This window comes from Alloalcanivorax xenomutans (assembly GCF_032810065.1).
Classification (GTDB): Bacteria; Pseudomonadota; Gammaproteobacteria; order Pseudomonadales; family Alcanivoracaceae; genus Alloalcanivorax; species Alloalcanivorax xenomutans.
In genome coordinates this window covers 4,289,505-4,307,659 of sequence record NZ_CP136538.1, presented here as the reverse complement: position 1 = coordinate 4,307,659, position 18,155 = coordinate 4,289,505, and the positions used below count along the sequence as shown (strand labels likewise).

Here is an 18,155-nt window from a genome sequence, read left to right as displayed (position 1 = left end):
GCAGTCAGGAGATCAGCAGTATGTCCAGTGTGGAAATTCGTCCGGTGAGCGGGATCGCCGTGGAACCCTGGTTGGATGAGTTGGCCGGATTACGCATCCGGGTGTTTCGCGATTACCCCTATCTCTACGATGGGGATCCGGACTATGAGCGCCGTTATCTGGATCGCTATGCGAGGTCCGACCGCAGCCTGTTCGTGTTGGCGCTGGAATACAACCGGGTAGTGGGTGTGGCGTCGGCGTTGCCGCTGGAAGACGCGGACGAGGAATTTCTGGTGCCGTTCCAGCAACGGGGGCCCTCGCCGGAGCAGGTCTATTATTTCGGTGAGTCGGTGCTGTTGCCTGAATATCGAGGCCAGGGGATCGGCCATCGCTTTTTCGATTTGCGTGAGTTGTACGCCAGTGATTTCGGCTTCTCCACCACTGCCTTCTGTAGCGTGGTTCGGGCCACGGATGACCCTCGCCAGCCGCGAGGATACACCGGCCTGGAATCGTTCTGGCGCGGCCGCGGGTACCGTCCGGCGGCGGGATTGACCACCGGCTTTTGCTGGCGCGATCTGGGAGAGCAGGAAGAAACACGGAAAACCATGCAGTTCTGGTTGCGTGATGCCCCGGAATAAATGTAAAACTTCCCAGGTGTAGGACGTCCTTCTCGCGCCCGTGGCCCGTGGCTGTCTATAGTCCTGGTGGCAACGGAGGAGCCGCTATGGATTGGTCTAACCGGGGAGCCGGAACTCTCAAACGTCTGGCAATCATTATTTCCCTCGCCCTGATCGCCTTGTTCATCGCCATGGTGGTGGCCGGGTGATTTCTCTCCTGTCAATGCTCTCGCCGGGCAGGTTCCGGCGGGCCAACGTCACACCAATCTAAATTTCTGATGCAAATGCGTCATTGATTGGATTCCTGTCGGCCCATTTTCTGGGCCAAGATATCCGGCAGTTAAGCGGGATGTGTCTGTCCGCGTTTCGGCTCGGCTACTGGAAATAAGTGAAGAGGCCCGGGGATCGAGAATGAAATGGCGCAACGATGATCAGCGTTACGGTGCCGTCACCGTGGGGTTGCATTGGCTGGTGGCCTTGGTGGTGTTCGCCTTGTTCGGCCTTGGGCTGTACATGGTGGAACTGGATTATTACCACCCGTGGTATCGCAGCGCGCCGCACTGGCATCGCAGTATTGGACTGCTGCTGTTGGCGGTGGTGCTGGTGCGGCTGATCTGGCGGGTGCTGTCGCCGCCGCCAGCGGCGCCCGAACAACACCGCGCCTGGGAGAAAGCCGGTGCCAGACTGGCTCATTGGGCACTGTATTTGCTGTTGTTGGTGGCGATGGTCAGCGGTTATCTGATCAGTACCGCCGATGGCGCGCCGATCCAGGTGTTCAACTGGTTCTCGATGCCGTCATTGACCGGTCGCCGCAGTGGTCTCGAGGATCTTGCCGGAGCCGTGCATTACTGGGCGACCTGGGCGGTGATCGTACTGGCCGCGCTGCATGCGCTGGCGGCGCTCAAACACCACTTCATCGATCGCGACGATACCTTGCGCCGTATTTTCGGGCTGGCTCCCCGCCGGCCATCATCCCATCGTTAATCCAAGGAGAACGACCCATGTTCAAGCTGTTCACCGCTCCCGTGCTGGCTTTGATGTCGGCGTTGATGCTGAGCTCCGCGGCTTTGGCCGCCGATAAGCCCGCTGGGACCTACCACTTCGATACCGAAGGGCAGCACCAGTTCATCATGTTCAAGATTTCCCATCTGGGTTACAGCTGGTTGTATGGCCGCTTCAACGATTTCGATGGCGCTTTCACCGTGGATGCCGACAATCCGGAAAACAGCACCGTGGAAGCCACTATTCAAACGGCCAGTCTGGACAGTAACCACGCTGAGCGTGACAAGCATCTGCGCAGTGCTGATTTCCTCGACGTGAGCAAGTATCCGACCGCCACCTTCAAGAGCACCGGGATCGAAAAAACCGGCGATGACAGCGCCCGGATCACCGGTGATTTCACGCTGCACGGTGTCACCAAGCCGGTCACTCTGGATGCCAAACTGATCGGCTACGGCGATGATCCCTGGGGCGGCTACCGTATGGGGCTGGAGGCGTCCACCACCTTGAAACTGGCGGACTTCGGCATCACCACAAACCTGGGGCCGGCCTCGGAAACGGTGGAAATCATCATCTCCGTGGAAGGTGTGCGGCAGTAATCGTCAGAGGCCGGACGCTTAGGCGTCCGGCTTCAATCCAACCGCTGCAAGATCACCGCCGGGTTCTCCGCGTACACCACTCGCCAACCGTCCCGCCGCGCCAGCCAGGCGAAAGTCTCCGGTTTCCAGAAACAAACGTGGGTTGGATCACGACGGTAGTGCCAGCGTGGAAAGTGAGCGTCGTCGGTGAGCCAGCGGGTCATCAGGCCGAGCCAGCCGCCGGGGCGCACCAATTGGGCAAAGCGGGTCCACTCACGGTGGGGCCAGTGCAAATGCTCGATCACCTCGGTGCAAGTGACGAAGTCATATTGCCGTGTCAGCACGTCCGCCTCAGGATGATATAGCGGGTCATACAGAGCCATGGCAAAACCGCGTTCGAGCATCAAGTGTGCCAACGCCGGCCCGGGGCCGCAGCCGTAATCCAGCCCGTTGGCGCCAGCCGGCAGCTGTTCGGTCAGCGGTGCCGCCACCTGATCCAGAAAGCGGCGATAGCCGGCGTCTCCAGGGTCGTTCTGGTGCAGATCGTACTGGGCTTTCTCCTGATCCCGATCGGGCAACTGGCCCTGATCCAGAAAAGTCAGTTGGCAACGGGAGCAGCGCCAATAATCGCGGCCTTCCACATTGGCGAAGAGCCGGGTATCGCTGGCCCGGCACAGGCGGCAGGTTACCTTCACAGTGCCAGCCAGTCGCCCAGGGCACGGTAGGTGCGGGCATCGGAGAGCATGGCCATGTGGCCCATGCCGTGGAACAGAGCCCGGGTCAGTTGTGGCGCGTCCGGGTAGAGGCGGCGGGCGAGAGCGCTGTCGACCCCCACCAGCCAGTCGCCCAGCGGCTCCGGAGTACGGTGTTCACTCAGGGTGCCGGCCAGAAACAGATGCTGGATGTGGTCGTCCAGCGGCACTTTGCTGCGTGGGCGGGGCGCGTCTTCCGGCAAACCTTGCCACTGTTCCTCGACCACATAGCCGAAGCGCAAATCGCGGATACCGTCGGAGCGCAAATTGCCCAGCCGCATCAGCGGGCGGGAATAGGGGGTGACCGCCAGTAGCCGGTTGGCCTGGTTACCCACCTGCTCCAGCAGAGCCCCCTGATGGGGCGAACCGAGGCAAGCCAGGTGCGATACCCGTTCGACCCAGCGGTGGCCATGCTGGCGGGCATGGTGCACGGCGCTGCGGGCGAGCAGGCCGCCCATGCTGTGTCCGATCAGGATCAGCCGTGGCGGCAGGGGCGTGTGTTCAAGCAGCCGGGACAGGCGGGCACCGTTGTCGGAAATATGGCGGCCGGTGTTGTAGCGCAGATAGGCGATATCCGCATTGAAGACACTTTCGAGACGCCGGTTGAAGCGTTGCTGCGCGGTGTGTTGCCAGCAGCTTTCATTCATGCACAGGCCGTGCAGATACAAGACCAGGGCGTCGCGCTCCGGCTGCGGCCGTGGCGGATGCAGCGTCATGGGCAGGGCGTAATGGCTGCGCTGGGCGCTGAGCAACTGGCCGAAGATGCCATTGAGGACACTTTGCAGATCGAGATAACTGACCCGGCGATAGGGATCCGCGGCCAGGGCGCCAAGGGCGGCGACTTCTCCGGCGTGGCGCAGGCCTAGGCGCACCGCCCCGTAGATCCGCGGCGCCGGCACATAGTCGGCACCGCGCCAGCCCAGCGGATTGGCGATGGCGCCGTGCATGTCTTGTACCACCTGGGTGATTTCACTCCCCATGGCGGTGATCAACTGGGTCAGGCCGCCCAGCTGCCGTCCAATGCGCTTCATTCCTGGTCCTCCGCCAGGAAGCATAGCAAGGGCGCCGCGGGGCTCCCAGCGCACATGTGTGACCGCACGGTCACGATGGCCATCCCTATTGCTATACAATGCGCGGCCTCCCTGTCCAACGGAGCCTTCGATGACCCCTGAACAGCAGTTCAGCCGCTGGGTGCGCCGTGCCCTGGTGGTGTTCGCCCTGGTATTCACTTATGTGGTCTGGATGGACCTGCATGCGCCTTTGACCACTTTGTCGAGAGTGCAGCGTTATGTGGTGCAGGTGGCGCCGCAGGTGGCCGGAGAGGTGACCGGTGTGGCGGTGACCAACGGCGATCACGTGAATCAGGGGGACCTGCTGTTCACCGTGGCGGAGCAGGATTACCGGCTGATCATGGATGGCGCGGAACTACGGGTGGCGGAGGCTGGGCAGGATAACGCCGTATTATTGGCGGACCTGGCCGGTGCCCGTGCCCGTGAGACCAGCGCCCGGGCGACGCTGGAGGAGGCGCGACGGCAGCGCCAGCGGCTGAAGAACCTGTTCGAGGGCGGGGCGGTGTCGCGCCAGGAATGGGAACAGGGTGAGCTGGCGGTGGATAACGCCGAGTCCGAACTGGAGTCGGCCCGGGCCGCCATCCGCAGCCTGGAAACCCGTCTGGGCGAGGACAAGGAACACAATCTGGCCCTGGCCCAGGCCATGAACGAGCTGGAAAAGGCGCGCCTGGATTGGTCGCGAACCCGCATCACCGCGCCGGTGGCCGGGGTGGTGGACAATCTGCAGCTGGAGTCGGGGACCTACGCCAATGCCCGTGAGCCTCTGGTCAGCCTGATCGCCGATGCGCCGGTCTGGGTAGCGGCGGATTTCCGCGAAAAGAGCCTGCGGGACGTGCACCCCGGTGATCGTGCCGAAATCGTTTTCGATGCCTGGCCCGGACGGGTATTCGAGGCCCGGGTGCAATCCATGGGCAAAGGGGTTCGCGATGGCCAGGGCGTGCCGGACGGCCAACTGGCTCAAGTGGAAAATACCGACCGCTGGGTGCGTGACGCGCAAAGGGTACGGGTGCGGCTGGTACTGGAAGACAGTGAGGAAAATCTGCCGTTGCGGGTCGGCGCGCGTACCACCGTGCAGCTTTATCCACGGGATGGACTGGCGTGGCTCAGTCACGGCTTCGGCTGGCTGCAGATCCGCATGCTCTCCCTGCTGCACTACCTGTACTGAGCGGGGCTGGTATGGCGGCACATGACGCTCTCAGCCTGACCCAGGATCAATTCCGGCAATGCCTGCGTATCAGCCTGGGTTCCCTGATCGGGTTCGGCTTCGCCCACCTGACTCAGTGGAGTACCGGCCTGTTTTTCTGCGTTTACCCGGTGCTGCTGCTGGGCATGGTGCCGCGATTCAGCACCCATGCCAGCCTGCAGTTCGTGGCGGCGTCGCTGGTCAACGTGGTGGAGGTCTATGTGCTGGCCGGCATGTTCGGTGACCAGCCGCTATTGATGACCCCTCTGGCCTGGTCGCTGTTCGCCATTCGTTTCTATTGCATGGCCAGCGGGCGCTTTTTCCTGTTTGGCGCCAATGGCCTGGTCTCCTCCAGCGTGCTGTTCCATTTCGCCAGCTATCCGGACATGGACTTCGGCGGCATGGCCAAGGCCAATGTGGCGGCCTCACTGTTGACGGTGGCGGTGGCCTGGCTACTGTGCGGTCTGTTTCCGCCGAAGCAGGCCGCCGCGCCGCCCTCGCCACCGCAAAAGAGCCCGGAGCAGTTGCGGCACCAGGTGTTGCTGGGTTCGACGGTCGCCACCGTCAGTTTCCTGGTCTTCCAGATTTTTGACTTGCGCGATTCGCTGTCCGCTCAGGTCACCACCTTGTTGATGTTGTTCCCGATGACCTATGCCGGGGCGCTGCAGTACGGTCGTGCACGGGCGGTGGGCGTGCTGCTGGGTTGCAATGCCGCGTTGCTGATTCAACTGCTGTTATACGATTGGTATTCAAACTGGCTGCTGGTCGGCCCGCTTTACTGGGTGGCGCTGATGTTTTTTGCCCGGCGGCATGTCAGGGAAGGCGTCAGCGGCGTGGGGTTTGCCGGGGCGACCACCATCGCGGTGATTTTTGGGCAGTATTTATTACCGCAGCAGGACGCGATTTATCAGACGCTATACCGATTCAGTTCCATTACCGTGGCGGTGATGGTGGCGCTGACGGTGATATATATAGTCCATAAAATGCTCAATTTGTTGCCTGCCACCCGTTATACCGTTTCGTAAAATCATCATGGATATTCGTAAAATCCCAGGAAAACGCCGGACATGTAGCTGACATAAAACGGGGAAAAGCCTAGATTTGCTGCAACGTTCATGGATACGTGCAAGGAGCAATTATGCGTACGTTCAGCAAAGGTTTTGTCGTTGTGTTGTTTGGTGCCCTGCTGGGGCTGGCTGCCTGTGATCAACAGGAAGGCCCGATGGAGAAAGCGGGTGAAAAAGTGGATCAGGCCGTGGACGATATGACCAACGAAGGGCCTATGGAAAAAGCAGGCGAGAGCGCTGACGAAACCTGGCAGGATACCAAGGAAGCCAGTAAGGAAGCCCTGGATAAGACCAAGCAGGCTGGTGAGGATGCCTGGGAAAAAACCAAGGAAACCGGTGAAAACGTTAAAGACGCGGTTACCGGCGAAAACCAAAACTGATCTTTTCGTTGCAGTCTGAAAACACGCCGCTCCCCCGGTGGCGTGTTGATTTTCCGGCGGCGCCCGCGCCGTCGGCGATCTTCTTTTCCCGCCGCCGCGGGTGTCATGCCCAACCGATACAATCGGCTACATCCATTCACGCAAACGGCACTGTTTCCCTCTTTGGTGACTCCGGTCGAACTGACTAGAGTTACAACCCGGTTGCCGTGATTGTGAGTGACCGGGAAACCGCGCTCCGTTTTCCCCAGTGTGAGGTGGACCCATGGGATGCCAGGAACAGATCGATGCCGGGGATTACCCCGTCGACCTCGCCCTGTGCGCGATTCAGGGGCGTGTGCAAGCCTTGCAGGAGTATCTGGCGGTGTCCCGTTCCATGGTGCGCAACCGGCATGCCCGCGCCAGGGAACTGCGGCGTGACATTCGGCGGTTGCGGGCCTGGGCGCTGTACCTGAGTGAATCCCGCCGGCGGCCCTGGTGGTGGCGCTGGCTGAGCCATGGGGCCCGCCGTACCACCCTTGAACCGGGCGCGACGAATAGCGGTCGCAGCGGGCTGGGGTCAAGAGGGGTGCAACGTCTCAGTGCCTTCAGTGTGGTGGAGCGGGCGTATGCCGCCCTGCAGGAGGAATACCAGGGACGGCTGCTGACGCTGCGCCTGGCACAGTCCCGCCATCCGTTGACGAACCGTATTGCCGTCATTGACGAAATGGAGCAACGCGTTCAACTGTTGACCTCCATGAGGGCTTTGCTGGCCCGGCACCCCGCGGGCGTTACCCTGGTTTGCTCGGTGATCAGTCCGGCGCTGCGCGTCCGCCACTGGCTGGGATTTCGTGAAGAGTCCGTGTTCACGGTGCGCCAATGATCGAAACGGGTCCGGTATTTACTCTGGCCGACATCAAGCAAAGCGGCAGCAGCGACGAAGAGGCGATGGCGCTGGTATTGCGCTGGCTGGAGAGCGGCCGGGTGCGGCAGGTGGCGCCGCCGAGGCCGGTGTTTGTCCGTTGCGCGGTTGGTGAGGTTCTGGCCGACGAGCATCTGGCCACCGCCTTGCGATTGGCCTTTCCCTCCCTGGTGATCATCGGTGGCTCGGCGTTATGGCGGCATCAGGTCAGCCGTGAACGGGATGCCCGGCTCGACTGCGCGGTCTCCGAGGAAACCGACGGTTGTGTGTTTTCATCCGTACGCCTGCACCGGCGGCCCGTTGAGTGGCTTCGGGAAGTGTCTCAAGCCGGCGGCTTGAGCGGGCAATGGTTGCGGGTACCGCTGCTGTCGCCGGAGATGGCGGTGGCGGATGCCGCCGCGTTCACCGATGTGTGGGTGCCCGATCGGGACTCGGTGGATTGGAACCGTCTCGACCCGCAAGCCATCAGCACGGCCCAACGTATCATGCGTTCGCTGTCCGGGTAGCCTGAACCCGTCCCGCTTGCGGCTCGCCCGCCTTGACCCTGTCCGGCCCGCGGGGTTATAAATGCGAATCGTTATCATAATTTGTTGCCTCTTTCCTCATGACGCTACTTCTGGTGGTGGTGACCTTGCTGGGCGCCGCCTTGCTTTATTTCTCTGATCGGCAGCAGCGGCTGCTGGCTTTGCCTTTGCCACCGGCGGCCCGCTTCGGTGGGTTATTGATGATCGTCGGTGGCCTGGCGGGCTGGGCCGCGCACTGGGGCGTCGGTGTGGGCCTGTTTACCGGTTTGTGGGTGTTTGCCCTGGGAGGCATGGTGCTGCCGATGATAGTGGGCCATCTGGTGGACGGTTACCGGGCTCAGGGGCGATCCCGCTCATGAGGGCGCTGCTTGGAACCGTGCTGGGGCTGCCGCTGGCTTTGATGCTGTGCGGCCTGCTGGCGGCGATATTGCCGGTGGACTGGCGGCAGTGGCTGGTGCTGTATTTGCTGCTGTCCGTGGTCCTGTGGTCGGCACTGATCACCTTGGCCGCGCTGCCCGCCAGCCACTGGCGCACCGCGGTCTGGCTGGTGGCCGCCAACGGCGTCGCCTGGATAGTGCTGCAAACCACCGGACTCTATGGGGCGGCGGCATGAAAGCGGATACCCTGCGCAAACACATTGATCTGCACGGTTGGCTGGGCATGCTGGCCGGTCTGGCGCTGTTCGTGGCGTTTTTCGCCGGCGCTCTGAACATGTTCCATGAGGAGCTGCATCACTGGCAGGAGCCTTATGTCGCCGAAAGCGACGGCGGTGAGGGCGACCTCCAGGCATTGCTGGACCAGGTGCTGGCGGTCACGCCGGAGGCGGCCAAACTGATGTATCTGGTGCCGGGGGACGACCCGGTGGCCCTGTGGCAGGACGCCGACCAGGAATGGCAATTCGACCATGCCAGCGATTTCAATGCCGCCGGCGAACGAGTCAAAAAGCCGCGCTCGGAGCTGGCCGAGTTCATCAATGAGCTGCATTACAAACTGGCGCTGCCAGTGGTCGGCCTTTATCTGATGGGTATTATCTCGGTGCTGTATGGCGCAGCGCTGATTGGCGGGCTGGTGATCCACTGGCCAAAACTGAAAAAGGAATTCTTTGCTCTGCGCCATCAAGGCAACCTGCGGCGTTACTGGAAAAACCTGCATAATCTGGTCGGCGTCATCAGCTTTCCGTTCCACGCCATCTTTGCCATTACCGGTGCGGCCATGGGCTGTTTCGCGCTGCTGGCGCTGGTGGCCGGCACCCTCGTGTTCGGGCCGCAATTGCAGGGGGCCATCACCGACGCCACCGAGGCCTGGCCAACACCGCGGGCCAGTGGTGAATCGGTGGCGATGGCTGGCGTGGAGGCCTACGTGGCCGCCGCCCGTGCCGAGTTGCCGGATTTGCGGGTGGATTGGATCGAGCTCCAGCAGTACGGGGACCGTAATGCGGTGGTGGATGTGGCCGGGTCCGTGCCCGGGTGGATCGCCCATCACGCCCACGTGGTGCTGGCCGGTGATGACGCCCGCACCCTGACCGTCACCAGCCCCGGCAACCGGCCGTTCAACCATGCCGCTTTGTCACCAGTGTACTCCCTGCATTTCGGCGACTATGGCGGATTGCTGGTGCGTAGCCTGTACTTCGTTCTCGGTCTGTTGGGGTGCCTGTTGTTCTTTTCCGGCAATGTGATGTGGGCCGAACGGCGCACCGACCGCCAGGGGCCGAGCCGGTCCGCCATCATCATGCTGCGGGTAACGCTGGGGGTGACTTTTGGCGTGATGGCGGGGCTCGCGGTGAGTTGTCTCGCCAACAAGGTGGTCAGCCATTCACCATGGGCCGGTGCCGTGGCCTGGTCGGAAAAGGGAGCTTTCCTGGCGGTGCTGCTGCTGACCCTGCTGCTTGCCCTGCGGGCAGCGCCACTGGCCATGTGCCGGTGGGGACTGCGCGGCTGTATCGCGCTGTACCTGCTGGTTCCTTTGGTACAAGGCGGGCTGGAAGGGTTCGCTTCCTGGCGTGAGCCCCACATCCATCTGGTCAACACCGCCTTGTGGGCGGTGGCGGCCAGCCTGGCGGCGGTGGAGTGGCTGCGGGTGCGGCGCTTGCGCCGGGCCGGGCCACATCCGCTCTGGGTGCCCGCCCCACCGGCTCCGGCCAGTGAGGCGGAGCTGGCCAGCTCCTGATACAAACCGGCTCTGGCATCATCGCCGGGTCTGGCGCATCCTGCCTCCTCTGTCGATGGCGAGCGAGGATCGAAAGCGGATGAGTCTGGAACAGGAGTGGGCGGGTTTGACGCCCCGGGATGCCATCGCCTTGCAGCGGAAAACCGCCACCGCCGTGATCACTGAGGACCAGCTTCCCGTGGTGCGTACCGTGGCCGGCGTGGATGTGGGTTTCGAGAACAAGCACACCGCCCGTGCCGCGGTGGTGGTACTGGACGCCGCTACCCTGGAGCCAGTGGACCATGCCCTGGCGCGCCTGCCGGTTTCTTTCCCTTATGTGCCCGGTTTGTTGTCCTTCCGCGAATGCCCCGTGGTCCTGCGGGCGCTGGCGTCGCTGAAGGTCACACCGGATCTTTTACTGTGTGACGGTCAGGGTATCGCCCACCCGCGTCGTCTGGGGGTGGCCTCCCACCTTGGTGTGCTGACCGGCCTGCCCAGTATCGGCGTGGCGAAAAGCCGGCTGGTCGGTACTCATGACCCGGTGCCGGACCGGCGCGGTGCCTGGGTGCCTCTACGTGATGGCGATGAGGTGATCGGCGCGGTACTGCGAACCCGGCAAGGGGTGAAACCGTTGTTCATCTCGCCGGGCCATCGTCTTTCCCTGGCCACCGCGCTGGAGTGGGTGATGGCCTGTATCACCCGCTACCGTCTGCCGGAAACCACCCGCTGGGCCGATGGGCTGGCCTCCAATCGCGGCCAACGCTGGCTGGATCGCCTGAAATAGCCCGGCCTGCTAATCTGCCACTTTGTCCGGCGAAGTGCCGGTATGACCAGGACACGGAATGGAGAGTTGTATGTATTGTCGACCCCGCACTCAATGGCGCTGGATGACGCTGGCGTTATGTTTGTCATTCGGGGCTGCCGTTCAGGCCGAGGAGGCGCGCTACGATGCGCCCAGGGCCGTGGTGGGGCCCCTGCCGTATCTCGGTGTGCACGGACTGGGCGTGGACACGGAAGGACGCTTGTACGCCGGCAGCGTGGTGGGGCAATCGCTTAATCGCGTGGACATCAACAGCGGTAAGGTGACGGTGTTTGAAGGGCCGGATGAGGGCATGGCCGATGACGTCGCCTTCGGGCCCGACGGCGAAATGGCCTGGACCTCTTACCTCAGCGGTATTCTGCGCATTCGCGATGCCGATGGCGAAGTGCGTGACGCCGCTCTTGGCCTGCCCGGCATCAATTCCCTGGCCTATAACCAGGAAGGCCGGCTGTTCGCGACCCAGGTGTTCATGGGGGATGCGCTCTATGAAATCGACCGTCAGGGTGAGGCGCCGGTCCGTAAGATCAAGGAAGACATGGGCGGCCTCAATGGTTTCGAGTTCGGCGCCGACGGCAAGCTGTACGGGCCATTGTGGTTCAAGGGCAAAGTGGTCCGCGTGGACGTGGACAGCGGCAAGATGGAAACCGTGGCGCGGGATTTTCAGGTGCCGGCGGCGGTGAACTTCGATGCCGAAGGGCGGCTCTACGTGGTGGATACCAAAACCGGCGAGCTGGTGCGGGTGGATGTGGACAGTGGCGCCAAAACCACGGTGGCGACGTTACAGCCGGCCCTGGACAACCTGGCCGTGGATCACAAGCGCAAACGTATCTACGTCTCCAACATGGCGGATAACTCGATTCAGGAAGTGGACCCGGAAAGCGGCAAGATCCGCACCCTGGTGCGTTCGGATCTGGCCGCGCCGGCGGGGCTGTCGGTGGTCGGCGATGACATCTACATTGCCGATGTATTCGCCTTGCGTCGCTACGCGGTGGGCGAAGATAAGGTGCACGAGTTGGCGCGGGTGTGGGGCTCTGACCTGGAGTACCCGATGAACATCTGGGCGGATCAGGACACCGTGGTCACCGCCAGCTGGGCCGCCGGCGTGGTGCAGGAATTCGATCGGCACAGCGGTGAATTGAAGCGCTCCCTGCATGAGTTCAAGGCGCCCCACGATGTGGTCCGTCTTAACGACGGCAGCCTGCTGGTGGCGGAGCTGGCCAGTGGCGATCTGGTGCGGGTGTCCGGCGAGGAAGGCAAGAAAAGGGATGTGGTGGTTGAGGACCTGGAAGGACCGGCCGGCTTGTCCTTGAACAAAGACGGCTCGGCGCTGTATGTGGCCGATGCCGGCGGCAATCTGTGGGCGTTCGATACCGATGACTGGTCCCGCCGTCTGATCCGCGATGACCTGGTCTTGCCGGAAGGCATCGATCTGACCCGGGATGGCAAGCTGCTGGTGATGGAAGTGGGCAAGCGCCGTCTGTTGGAAGTGGACCCGGTCCGGGGCGACCAGCGCGTGCTGGCGGAGGAACTGCCGGTGGGGTTGCCCCAGCTTCAGGGCTTGCCGCCCACTGGCGTCTTCAATGATGTAGTGGAAGCCGCCAACGGGGATCTCTACTTCAGTGCCGACCGCAAGGGTGGTCTGTATCGTATGAAGCGGCGTTGAGGCGCGGAATGGAAGAAAGGATCGCGGCCCTTGTGAAGAAGGTCGCGATCCTGGTTTCCGTCTGGATCAGTTTTTCTTGCGGGGCAGGGTGAGCCAGTCATTGGGACTGGGAGCGCTGCCCGAAGTGGTCTCGACCACGGCCAGACCTTCGCCAACCCACTGCGTCACCTTCACCTTGCCGGCGACGGCGCCGGGGCGCCAACCGATCACCTGACCGGACGGCGCCTGGATCGCCTGTCCCGGCTGCCGCACTTCCAATTCAGTGCCCAATGCCAGCCCGTTGCGGCGGCCGGCGGGGATATAGACATGGCCGTCACCACCGTCGAAAGCGCGTACCGACCAGCGGGCGCTGTCGGCGCGGGCCGCCAGCTCATCCAGCAGCGCGTTGGCGCCGCCGTTGCTGTCCGTGTCCAGGGTCACCGTGGAGACGCCTTCACGGGTAGTATCGCGCAGGGAAACCTGCAGTTGATTCTGGCCGGCGGGAACCACTTCCACCAACAGACGAACACCTGGATAGGTGGTCAAACCGTCCAGGCAGCTTTCGCTTTGCAGCGGGGCATTGCCACAACCCTGGGTATTGCTCAGGGCGTCACGCAGGGTGCCGGTGGGAACAATCACGAAACCGTGTTCCGGAGCGCCTTCGGTGAGCGTGCTCCAGAAGGCATCGGCATTGCCGAGCTGACCCTGTACCAGCACGCCGACATTATTGAGGGGTTCATCGCGACGTTGGAATGCGGTGACGGCACCCTGGTCACTGGCGCCACGCTCCCAGAACGGCGTCTTCCATTCCGGTTTGGGCGTGTTGAGCTCGGCCGGAGAGTCGACCATTTCCAGTGCGTTTTCAGTGTCCAGGTTCTGGCTGGCGCAACCGCTGACAAAAGCGGCCGCCAGGAGGCCAAGCAGGGCTCGACGGGGGCTGTTATTCATGGATGTTTCCGTTTCTACCGCATTGAGGGGGCGGGTCGGAGCAGGCCGGCCCGGACGTCTCTTGGAGTTTGCGCAACTGAAGAGGGAGTGTCCAGTGTCAGGCTCTCCGGCCCACATGAAAAAGCGCCGCGTACCAGCGGAAATGGCACGATCCGCAGGTGACGCGACGAGAGGCGGACAACAGGGCGAAGGGACCCTCATGCCGCGCGGTATGGTGCAGTGAATCCAAACGGATTCCACGGAGGGCGGTCCATCCTGGACTGCCCCCACCACACGGAACCGGGAGCTTAGAAGTTGACGGTCATATTCAGGCTGGCGGCCTTCACATCGTCATCGGCGAAAGCCGCCGACGGCAGAGGGCCGACCAGGCCGTTGCTGGACAACATGCCGGCTTCGTTTTCTTCCAGCATACCCACGGACAGCCAGGTTCTCAGAGTCTTGTTGACCTGATAGCTGAACTGCAGGTCGTAGAACATGCTGTCGTCATCGGCGTTGATGGTCGGGTTGTCAACGGACAGTTGACCCACGGCGCCGGTAACGGCGAACTTGTCGGTGAGGTTCCAGGTCAGCTTACCGGCGATCACTTCCTCATCGTAGCCTTTGACCCCGAGCGTGCCACCCATGCGATACATGCTGGTGGGGCTTTGGGTGGAATCGGGATTGTTGTTGATCAGGCTGGAGTAGGTGTCGAAGCCGGGGGAGATCAAACCGCCGTCCTTGGACATGATGTACTGAAGGCCCCAGCCCACCACGCCGGCATCGCCTTCAAGGCGCAGATACGCCGAGGGGGCGTCATCGGTGAAGTACTGGTCGTCGGCGGCGCCTTCCACGTTGCCGTTGGTGAAATAGTTGAAGCCCACGGTAGCTTTGGCGACATCGCCGAGGCCGCCGCTGACATAGCCTGAGAAGAGGGTAACGTTGGACAGCACATAGGGCGTGGCCGCGCCGGGATAGGCGATGCTGCCCTCGTAGTTGTTCATCCACTGTACGTAGACCAGCCCGGCATTCACGTTATCCGTGATTTTGCTGGTGATACCCAGGGTGGTCATGTCGCCGTTGTCCTGGTTGGCGAACGGCGCGGCGTCCTGGCGGCGATCGTAGAGCGCCACCAGCGTGGTTTTCTTGCTCAGCGGTTGAATCATCAATACCCGGTCTCGGCGGTCATCACACACCAGGAAGCAGTTGTTGTAACTGGTGGCCTGACGGCCCACGCGGAAGATGGTGTGGCCTACCGGAATCTGCACATAACCCAGATCCAGGCGCACATTGTCGCCGCGGCTGCCGGTGTTGAAAGCCTGGTCATTGGCGGGTGAGGCGGCACCGTGGTTGTCACCCACCCAGCGGTCACCGGCCAGTTCCACGCTGGTGTAGACGGAGATACCGGTGTCCTCATCCAGGAAGTTGGCTTTGACCCGGATCAGATGGCCGAAGCCGGTATCCGTGTCGGAGGTGCCGGGATCGGTGGAGTCGAACGCGTCGGAAGTGACGCCGAACGCGGTGGCGCGATACTCCATGCCGAAATCGGTTTTCAGTGCCATGGCGGAGGACGACATCAGAGTGCCGAGGCCGATGGCGGAGCCGATCGCGGCGGCTTTAATACTTTTGCGGAGTTGATTTGAAGGGGTGCTGGTGGTCAGCGGTGTGTTTTGTTTATCGGTCCACTTAAATGCCATTGTTGTTGCCCTTTATTGTTCGAAGTTTATTGGTATATGGGAACTTCGGACGGCGCCGATGCGCCATGGCGACCACACCCGGTGTTGATTTGTACCCGTGTGCCAATCCCCGATGTCCCTCGCGTGCCCTTCCGAAGGCAGTTTCTCCCGAGTGAGCCAGCCTTATTCAGGAAGGCCCTTAATTGCCGGAGTGTATTTCTGCATAAGCGTATTAATACGCCCCGGTCAGCTTATCTTTCCCTTCATGGAGAAACGGTAACAATCGTCGTTTCCGACGAGATGTGAAATTTATACTGGTGAGAATGTTTCTAATCTTAAATCGATTTAAAAGGACTGAGTTACGGGTTAATAAAATCATTATTTAAAGTGTGGGACGATTGTTCCATTAATATAAAAATAAAAAGGGAAATGCATGAATATATAAACCGGGTTGAATTAAATAATAATGGCATGGAGAGGGATGTTTTGGGCGTGATCGGGGCTGGGGGATTCATCTTTTCCGGTGAGGCTTGATCGTGTGCTGACACACGGGCATCCCCCATGGAAAGCGGCTGAGAGATGTCGGGATTTGGCGTGGAGGGCATTGTTGACTCTCGGGCGACGGCGGCGAGCGGAAGCCGGGAGAGCCGCTGAGGTTATCTGCGGTGGGGGACAATATCAGGGTGGGTAGGGAGAGGACAAAAGGAAAGGGGCGGCTTGGGCCGCCCCTTTCCGGAGGGTTACTGATTCAGCAAACAATCAGAAGTTCACGGTCATGTTCAGGCTGGCCGCCTTCACGTCGTCGTCGGCGAAGGTGTTCATCCCCGTCAGAGGACCAACCAAACCGTTGCCGGCCAGCAAGCCGGCCTTGTTTTCCTCCAGCATGCCCACGGACAACCAGGTGCGCAGAGCTTTGTTGACCTGGTAGGCGAACTGCAGGTCGTAGACCATGCTGTCGTCGTCCACGGTACCGGTATCCACGGACAGTTGGCCCACGGCGCCGGTAACGGCGAACTTGTCGGTAACGTTCCAGGTCAGCTTGCCGATCACCAGATCCTCGTCCATGTCCTTGAGGCCGAGAGTCCGGCCCATGGTATACATGCTGTTGGCGCTCTGGGTGGCGTCCGGGTTGTTGTTGATCAGGCTGGAATAGGTATCGAAGCCGGGAGCAATCAGGCCACCATCGCGGGACAGGACGTATTGGACGCCCCAGTCAACGACGCCGACGCCGCCTTCAAGGCGCAGATAGCCGGACGGAGACTGATCGGTGAAGTACTGATCGTCCGCACCGGTTTCGACGTTACCATTGGTGAAGTAGTTGAAGCCCACGGTGCCCTTCACGGCATCACCGAGACCGCCGGTCACATAACCGGAAAACAGGGTTACATTATTGAGGGCGTAGGGGGCTGCGCCACCGCCTGGATGCGGGGTGACCCCTTCGTAGTTGTTCATCCACTGCACGTAGAGCAGCCCGGCATTCCAGCTATCGCTCAGCTTCCCGGTGACACCCAACAGGGCCATGTCGCCATTGTCCTGGTTGGCGAATGGGGTGGTATCGGAGCGACGGTCGTAGCCCAGCACCATGGTGGTGGTCTTATTTAGAGGCTGGATCATCAGGAGCCGGTCACGGCGGTCGTCACAGACCAGGAAACAGTTGTTGTAACTGGTGGCCTGACGGCCCACGCGGAAGATGGTGTGTCCTACCGGGATCTGCACATAGCCGAGATCCAGGCGAACGTTGTCGCCACGGCTGCCGGTATTGAACCCTTGTGCGTTGGTGGTGTTATAGCCGCGGTTGTCGCCGGTCCAGCGGTCGCCCGCCAGTTCCACACTGGTGTAGACGGAGATGCCGGTGTCTTCATCCAGGAAGTTGGCTTTGACGCGGATCAAATGGCCGAAACCGGTATCCGTTTCGGAAGTGCCGGCAGCACCGGTATCGAAAGCATCGGAGCTGGCCGCGAAGGCGGTAGCACGATATTCCATGCCGAAATCGGTTTTCAATGCCATGGCCGGAGCCGACATCAAGGTGCCAATGCCGATGGCCGAGCCGATCGCGGCGGCTTTGATACTGGTGCGGAGTTGGGAACGGGCAGGGCTGGCCTGACCCCCTTCGTGATTGCTGGTCCACTTAAGTGCCATTGTTATTCGTCCTGTGTTCTTCGAAGTTTATTGATAGAGGGGCCGCTGTTTTGAATTATGCCCCTGTGCCTCCCTTCGCCCTTCCGAAGGCAGTTTCTCCCGAGAGAGGACCTCCATCCCGGAGGCACCCTAGAAGACGTGCAAGTATACCCGTTTCGCAGGCCTTTAATGGGGAACGGGCGTACTCCCTGTCGACGATATGGTTGTCTCTGTGACCGAACGGTAACAATCGTCGGTTTCGACGAAATGCCTGGAGCGCCCGAAGCCCCTTGCCTTCGCGCTTTTCCCCCGCGCGTGAAGAAGGGCGATATACCGATGGTAAGCGGCTTTCAGGGGATTGGCGAACCCCTCCTTAAGTCGCATGGCCATGTGAATAATTCTTCCAAAACAATGAGTTGCATGCGATCCGCCATGACATGAAGTGTTTTGCGCCGTTTGCCGGCTGCGCCGGCCTTCGTCGCGAGCGGGTGTTCACTGGCAGGAAACGATCACGGAAAAAGAGAAATGAGAAGAGATTCTGGCGACGAAAACAATTTCCAAATGTGTCATTCGATCGGGAAATTGATCGTAAATTGAGCGATTATGGCAGTCCCTAACATATTTAATGGAAGAAAAAATCGTCCATACCGATAAGAACTATTTCAAAATAAAACAAGAGGACGTGTAAGTAAGCGCGCACACTTTAAGAAGACCTCCGAAAAGAGGATAGATTCCCCGCCCGAGGGGCAAATCGTCGCTTCGGACGACGAGTCTTCCGGGGTC

At 61.3% G+C, this 18,155-nt stretch carries 18 protein-coding genes; 13 read left to right on the top strand and 5 right to left on the bottom strand.

The genetic code is table 11. The features are described 5' to 3' along the window. Window positions 1–20 precede the first annotated feature (20 nt). The 3 genes from RYH70_RS19900 (at window position 21) to RYH70_RS19890 (ending at window position 2,194) form a co-directional block, all read left to right on the top strand. Window positions 21–617, top strand: a complete 597-nt coding sequence (locus RYH70_RS19900; protein WP_022994712.1) for a GNAT family N-acetyltransferase — start codon at window positions 21–23, stop codon at window positions 615–617. Between the two features lie 390 nt (window positions 618–1,007). Next, complete coding sequence (locus RYH70_RS19895; RefSeq protein ID WP_022994714.1) at window positions 1,008–1,580, top strand: cytochrome b; 573 nt, start codon at window positions 1,008–1,010, stop codon at window positions 1,578–1,580. 17 nt (window positions 1,581–1,597) lie between these two features. Further along, the gene (locus RYH70_RS19890; RefSeq protein WP_063141197.1) at window positions 1,598–2,194 is read left to right on the top strand and encodes a YceI family protein; all 597 of its coding nucleotides are present in this window, start codon (window positions 1,598–1,600) and stop codon (window positions 2,192–2,194) included. Between the two features lie 32 nt (window positions 2,195–2,226). On the opposite strand, the gene RYH70_RS19885 is transcribed toward RYH70_RS19890, so the two are convergent. Both RYH70_RS19885 and RYH70_RS19880 read right to left on the bottom strand, forming a co-directional pair. After that, a complete protein-coding gene (locus tag RYH70_RS19885; protein ID WP_317009566.1) occupies window positions 2,227–2,868 on the bottom strand; it encodes a class I SAM-dependent methyltransferase in 642 nt (213 codons plus the stop codon). After that, a complete protein-coding gene (locus tag RYH70_RS19880; RefSeq protein WP_022994717.1) occupies window positions 2,865–3,956 on the bottom strand; it encodes an alpha/beta fold hydrolase in 1,092 nt (363 codons plus the stop codon). The genes RYH70_RS19885 and RYH70_RS19880 overlap by 4 nt, the downstream gene beginning before the upstream one ends. Before the next feature lie 130 nt (window positions 3,957–4,086). Here RYH70_RS19880 and RYH70_RS19875 point away from each other — a divergent pair, with 130 nt between their 5' ends. The 10 genes from RYH70_RS19875 to RYH70_RS19830 all read left to right on the top strand — a co-directional run bounded on the left by RYH70_RS19875 (window position 4,087) and on the right by RYH70_RS19830 (window position 12,675). After that, window positions 4,087–5,160, top strand: coding sequence for an HlyD family secretion protein (locus RYH70_RS19875; RefSeq protein WP_022994718.1), 1,074 nt, complete (start codon window positions 4,087–4,089; stop codon window positions 5,158–5,160). 11 nt (window positions 5,161–5,171) lie between these two features. After that, the gene (locus RYH70_RS19870; protein WP_063141193.1) at window positions 5,172–6,203 is read left to right on the top strand and encodes a DUF2955 domain-containing protein; all 1,032 of its coding nucleotides are present in this window, start codon (window positions 5,172–5,174) and stop codon (window positions 6,201–6,203) included. Window positions 6,204–6,316: 113 nt separating this feature from the next. Next, window positions 6,317–6,625, top strand: a complete 309-nt coding sequence (locus RYH70_RS19865; RefSeq protein ID WP_022994720.1) for a hypothetical protein — start codon at window positions 6,317–6,319, stop codon at window positions 6,623–6,625. A gap of 262 nt (window positions 6,626–6,887) precedes the next feature. Beyond that, the gene (locus RYH70_RS19860) at window positions 6,888–7,484 is read left to right on the top strand and encodes a hypothetical protein (protein ID WP_022994721.1); all 597 of its coding nucleotides are present in this window, start codon (window positions 6,888–6,890) and stop codon (window positions 7,482–7,484) included. After that, window positions 7,481–8,029 (top strand): hypothetical protein, encoded by a 549-nt coding sequence (locus tag RYH70_RS19855; protein ID WP_022994722.1) that lies wholly within the window; start codon window positions 7,481–7,483, stop codon window positions 8,027–8,029. The genes RYH70_RS19860 and RYH70_RS19855 overlap by 4 nt, the downstream gene beginning before the upstream one ends. A gap of 98 nt (window positions 8,030–8,127) precedes the next feature. After that, complete coding sequence (locus RYH70_RS19850; RefSeq protein ID WP_022994723.1) at window positions 8,128–8,406, top strand: hypothetical protein; 279 nt, start codon at window positions 8,128–8,130, stop codon at window positions 8,404–8,406. After that, the gene (locus RYH70_RS19845) at window positions 8,403–8,660 is read left to right on the top strand and encodes a hypothetical protein (protein ID WP_026948350.1); all 258 of its coding nucleotides are present in this window, start codon (window positions 8,403–8,405) and stop codon (window positions 8,658–8,660) included. The genes RYH70_RS19850 and RYH70_RS19845 overlap by 4 nt, the downstream gene beginning before the upstream one ends. Further along, window positions 8,657–10,213, top strand: coding sequence for a PepSY-associated TM helix domain-containing protein (locus tag RYH70_RS19840; protein ID WP_026948349.1), 1,557 nt, complete (start codon window positions 8,657–8,659; stop codon window positions 10,211–10,213). Before RYH70_RS19845 ends, RYH70_RS19840 begins: the two co-directional genes overlap by 4 nt. A 79-nt stretch (window positions 10,214–10,292) precedes the next feature. Then, the gene (gene nfi / locus RYH70_RS19835; RefSeq protein ID WP_055100376.1) at window positions 10,293–10,976 is read left to right on the top strand and encodes a deoxyribonuclease V; all 684 of its coding nucleotides are present in this window, start codon (window positions 10,293–10,295) and stop codon (window positions 10,974–10,976) included. Between the two features lie 70 nt (window positions 10,977–11,046). Further along, entirely contained in the window at window positions 11,047–12,675 is a 1,629-nt protein-coding gene (locus tag RYH70_RS19830; RefSeq protein ID WP_199466621.1) for an SMP-30/gluconolactonase/LRE family protein, read from the top strand. Between the two features lie 66 nt (window positions 12,676–12,741). Here RYH70_RS19830 and RYH70_RS19825 read toward each other — a convergent pair whose 3' ends face one another. The 3 genes from RYH70_RS19825 to RYH70_RS19815 all read right to left on the bottom strand — a co-directional run bounded on the left by RYH70_RS19825 (window position 12,742) and on the right by RYH70_RS19815 (window position 17,393). Further along, the gene (locus RYH70_RS19825) at window positions 12,742–13,602 is read right to left on the bottom strand and encodes a hypothetical protein (RefSeq protein WP_317009565.1); all 861 of its coding nucleotides are present in this window, start codon (window positions 13,600–13,602) and stop codon (window positions 12,742–12,744) included. A gap of 287 nt (window positions 13,603–13,889) precedes the next feature. Beyond that, window positions 13,890–15,275, bottom strand: a complete 1,386-nt coding sequence (locus tag RYH70_RS19820; protein WP_022994729.1) for a hypothetical protein — start codon at window positions 15,273–15,275, stop codon at window positions 13,890–13,892. A 738-nt stretch (window positions 15,276–16,013) separates the two neighbouring features. After that, entirely contained in the window at window positions 16,014–17,393 is a 1,380-nt protein-coding gene (locus RYH70_RS19815) for a hypothetical protein (protein ID WP_063141179.1), read from the bottom strand. Between the last annotated feature and the right edge of the window lie 762 nt (window positions 17,394–18,155).

What these genes read in the sequence shown, in the direction of transcription:
- RYH70_RS19850 (WP_022994723.1), top strand. Translation starts at nt 8,128, where the DNA reads ATGACGCTACTTCTGGTGGTGGTGACCTTGCTGGGCGCCGCCTTGCTT.
- RYH70_RS19880 (WP_022994717.1), bottom strand. Translation starts at nt 3,956, where the DNA reads ATGAAGCGCATTGGACGGCAGCTGGGCGGCCTGACCCAGTTGATCACC.
- RYH70_RS19845 (WP_026948350.1), top strand. Translation starts at nt 8,403, where the DNA reads ATGAGGGCGCTGCTTGGAACCGTGCTGGGGCTGCCGCTGGCTTTGATG.
- RYH70_RS19815 (WP_063141179.1), bottom strand. Translation starts at nt 17,393, where the DNA reads ATGGCACTTAAGTGGACCAGCAATCACGAAGGGGGTCAGGCCAGCCCT.
- RYH70_RS19830 (WP_199466621.1), top strand. Translation starts at nt 11,047, where the DNA reads ATGTATTGTCGACCCCGCACTCAATGGCGCTGGATGACGCTGGCGTTA.
- RYH70_RS19870 (WP_063141193.1), top strand. Translation starts at nt 5,172, where the DNA reads ATGGCGGCACATGACGCTCTCAGCCTGACCCAGGATCAATTCCGGCAA.
- RYH70_RS19875 (WP_022994718.1), top strand. Translation starts at nt 4,087, where the DNA reads ATGACCCCTGAACAGCAGTTCAGCCGCTGGGTGCGCCGTGCCCTGGTG.
- RYH70_RS19840 (WP_026948349.1), top strand. Translation starts at nt 8,657, where the DNA reads ATGAAAGCGGATACCCTGCGCAAACACATTGATCTGCACGGTTGGCTG.
- RYH70_RS19820 (WP_022994729.1), bottom strand. Translation starts at nt 15,275, where the DNA reads ATGGCATTTAAGTGGACCGATAAACAAAACACACCGCTGACCACCAGC.
- RYH70_RS19895 (WP_022994714.1), top strand. Translation starts at nt 1,008, where the DNA reads ATGAAATGGCGCAACGATGATCAGCGTTACGGTGCCGTCACCGTGGGG.
- RYH70_RS19855 (WP_022994722.1), top strand. Translation starts at nt 7,481, where the DNA reads ATGATCGAAACGGGTCCGGTATTTACTCTGGCCGACATCAAGCAAAGC.
- RYH70_RS19860 (WP_022994721.1), top strand. Translation starts at nt 6,888, where the DNA reads ATGGGATGCCAGGAACAGATCGATGCCGGGGATTACCCCGTCGACCTC.
- nfi (WP_055100376.1), top strand. Translation starts at nt 10,293, where the DNA reads ATGAGTCTGGAACAGGAGTGGGCGGGTTTGACGCCCCGGGATGCCATC.
- RYH70_RS19865 (WP_022994720.1), top strand. Translation starts at nt 6,317, where the DNA reads ATGCGTACGTTCAGCAAAGGTTTTGTCGTTGTGTTGTTTGGTGCCCTG.
- RYH70_RS19900 (WP_022994712.1), top strand. Translation starts at nt 21, where the DNA reads ATGTCCAGTGTGGAAATTCGTCCGGTGAGCGGGATCGCCGTGGAACCC.
- RYH70_RS19825 (WP_317009565.1), bottom strand. Translation starts at nt 13,602, where the DNA reads ATGAATAACAGCCCCCGTCGAGCCCTGCTTGGCCTCCTGGCGGCCGCT.
- RYH70_RS19890 (WP_063141197.1), top strand. Translation starts at nt 1,598, where the DNA reads ATGTTCAAGCTGTTCACCGCTCCCGTGCTGGCTTTGATGTCGGCGTTG.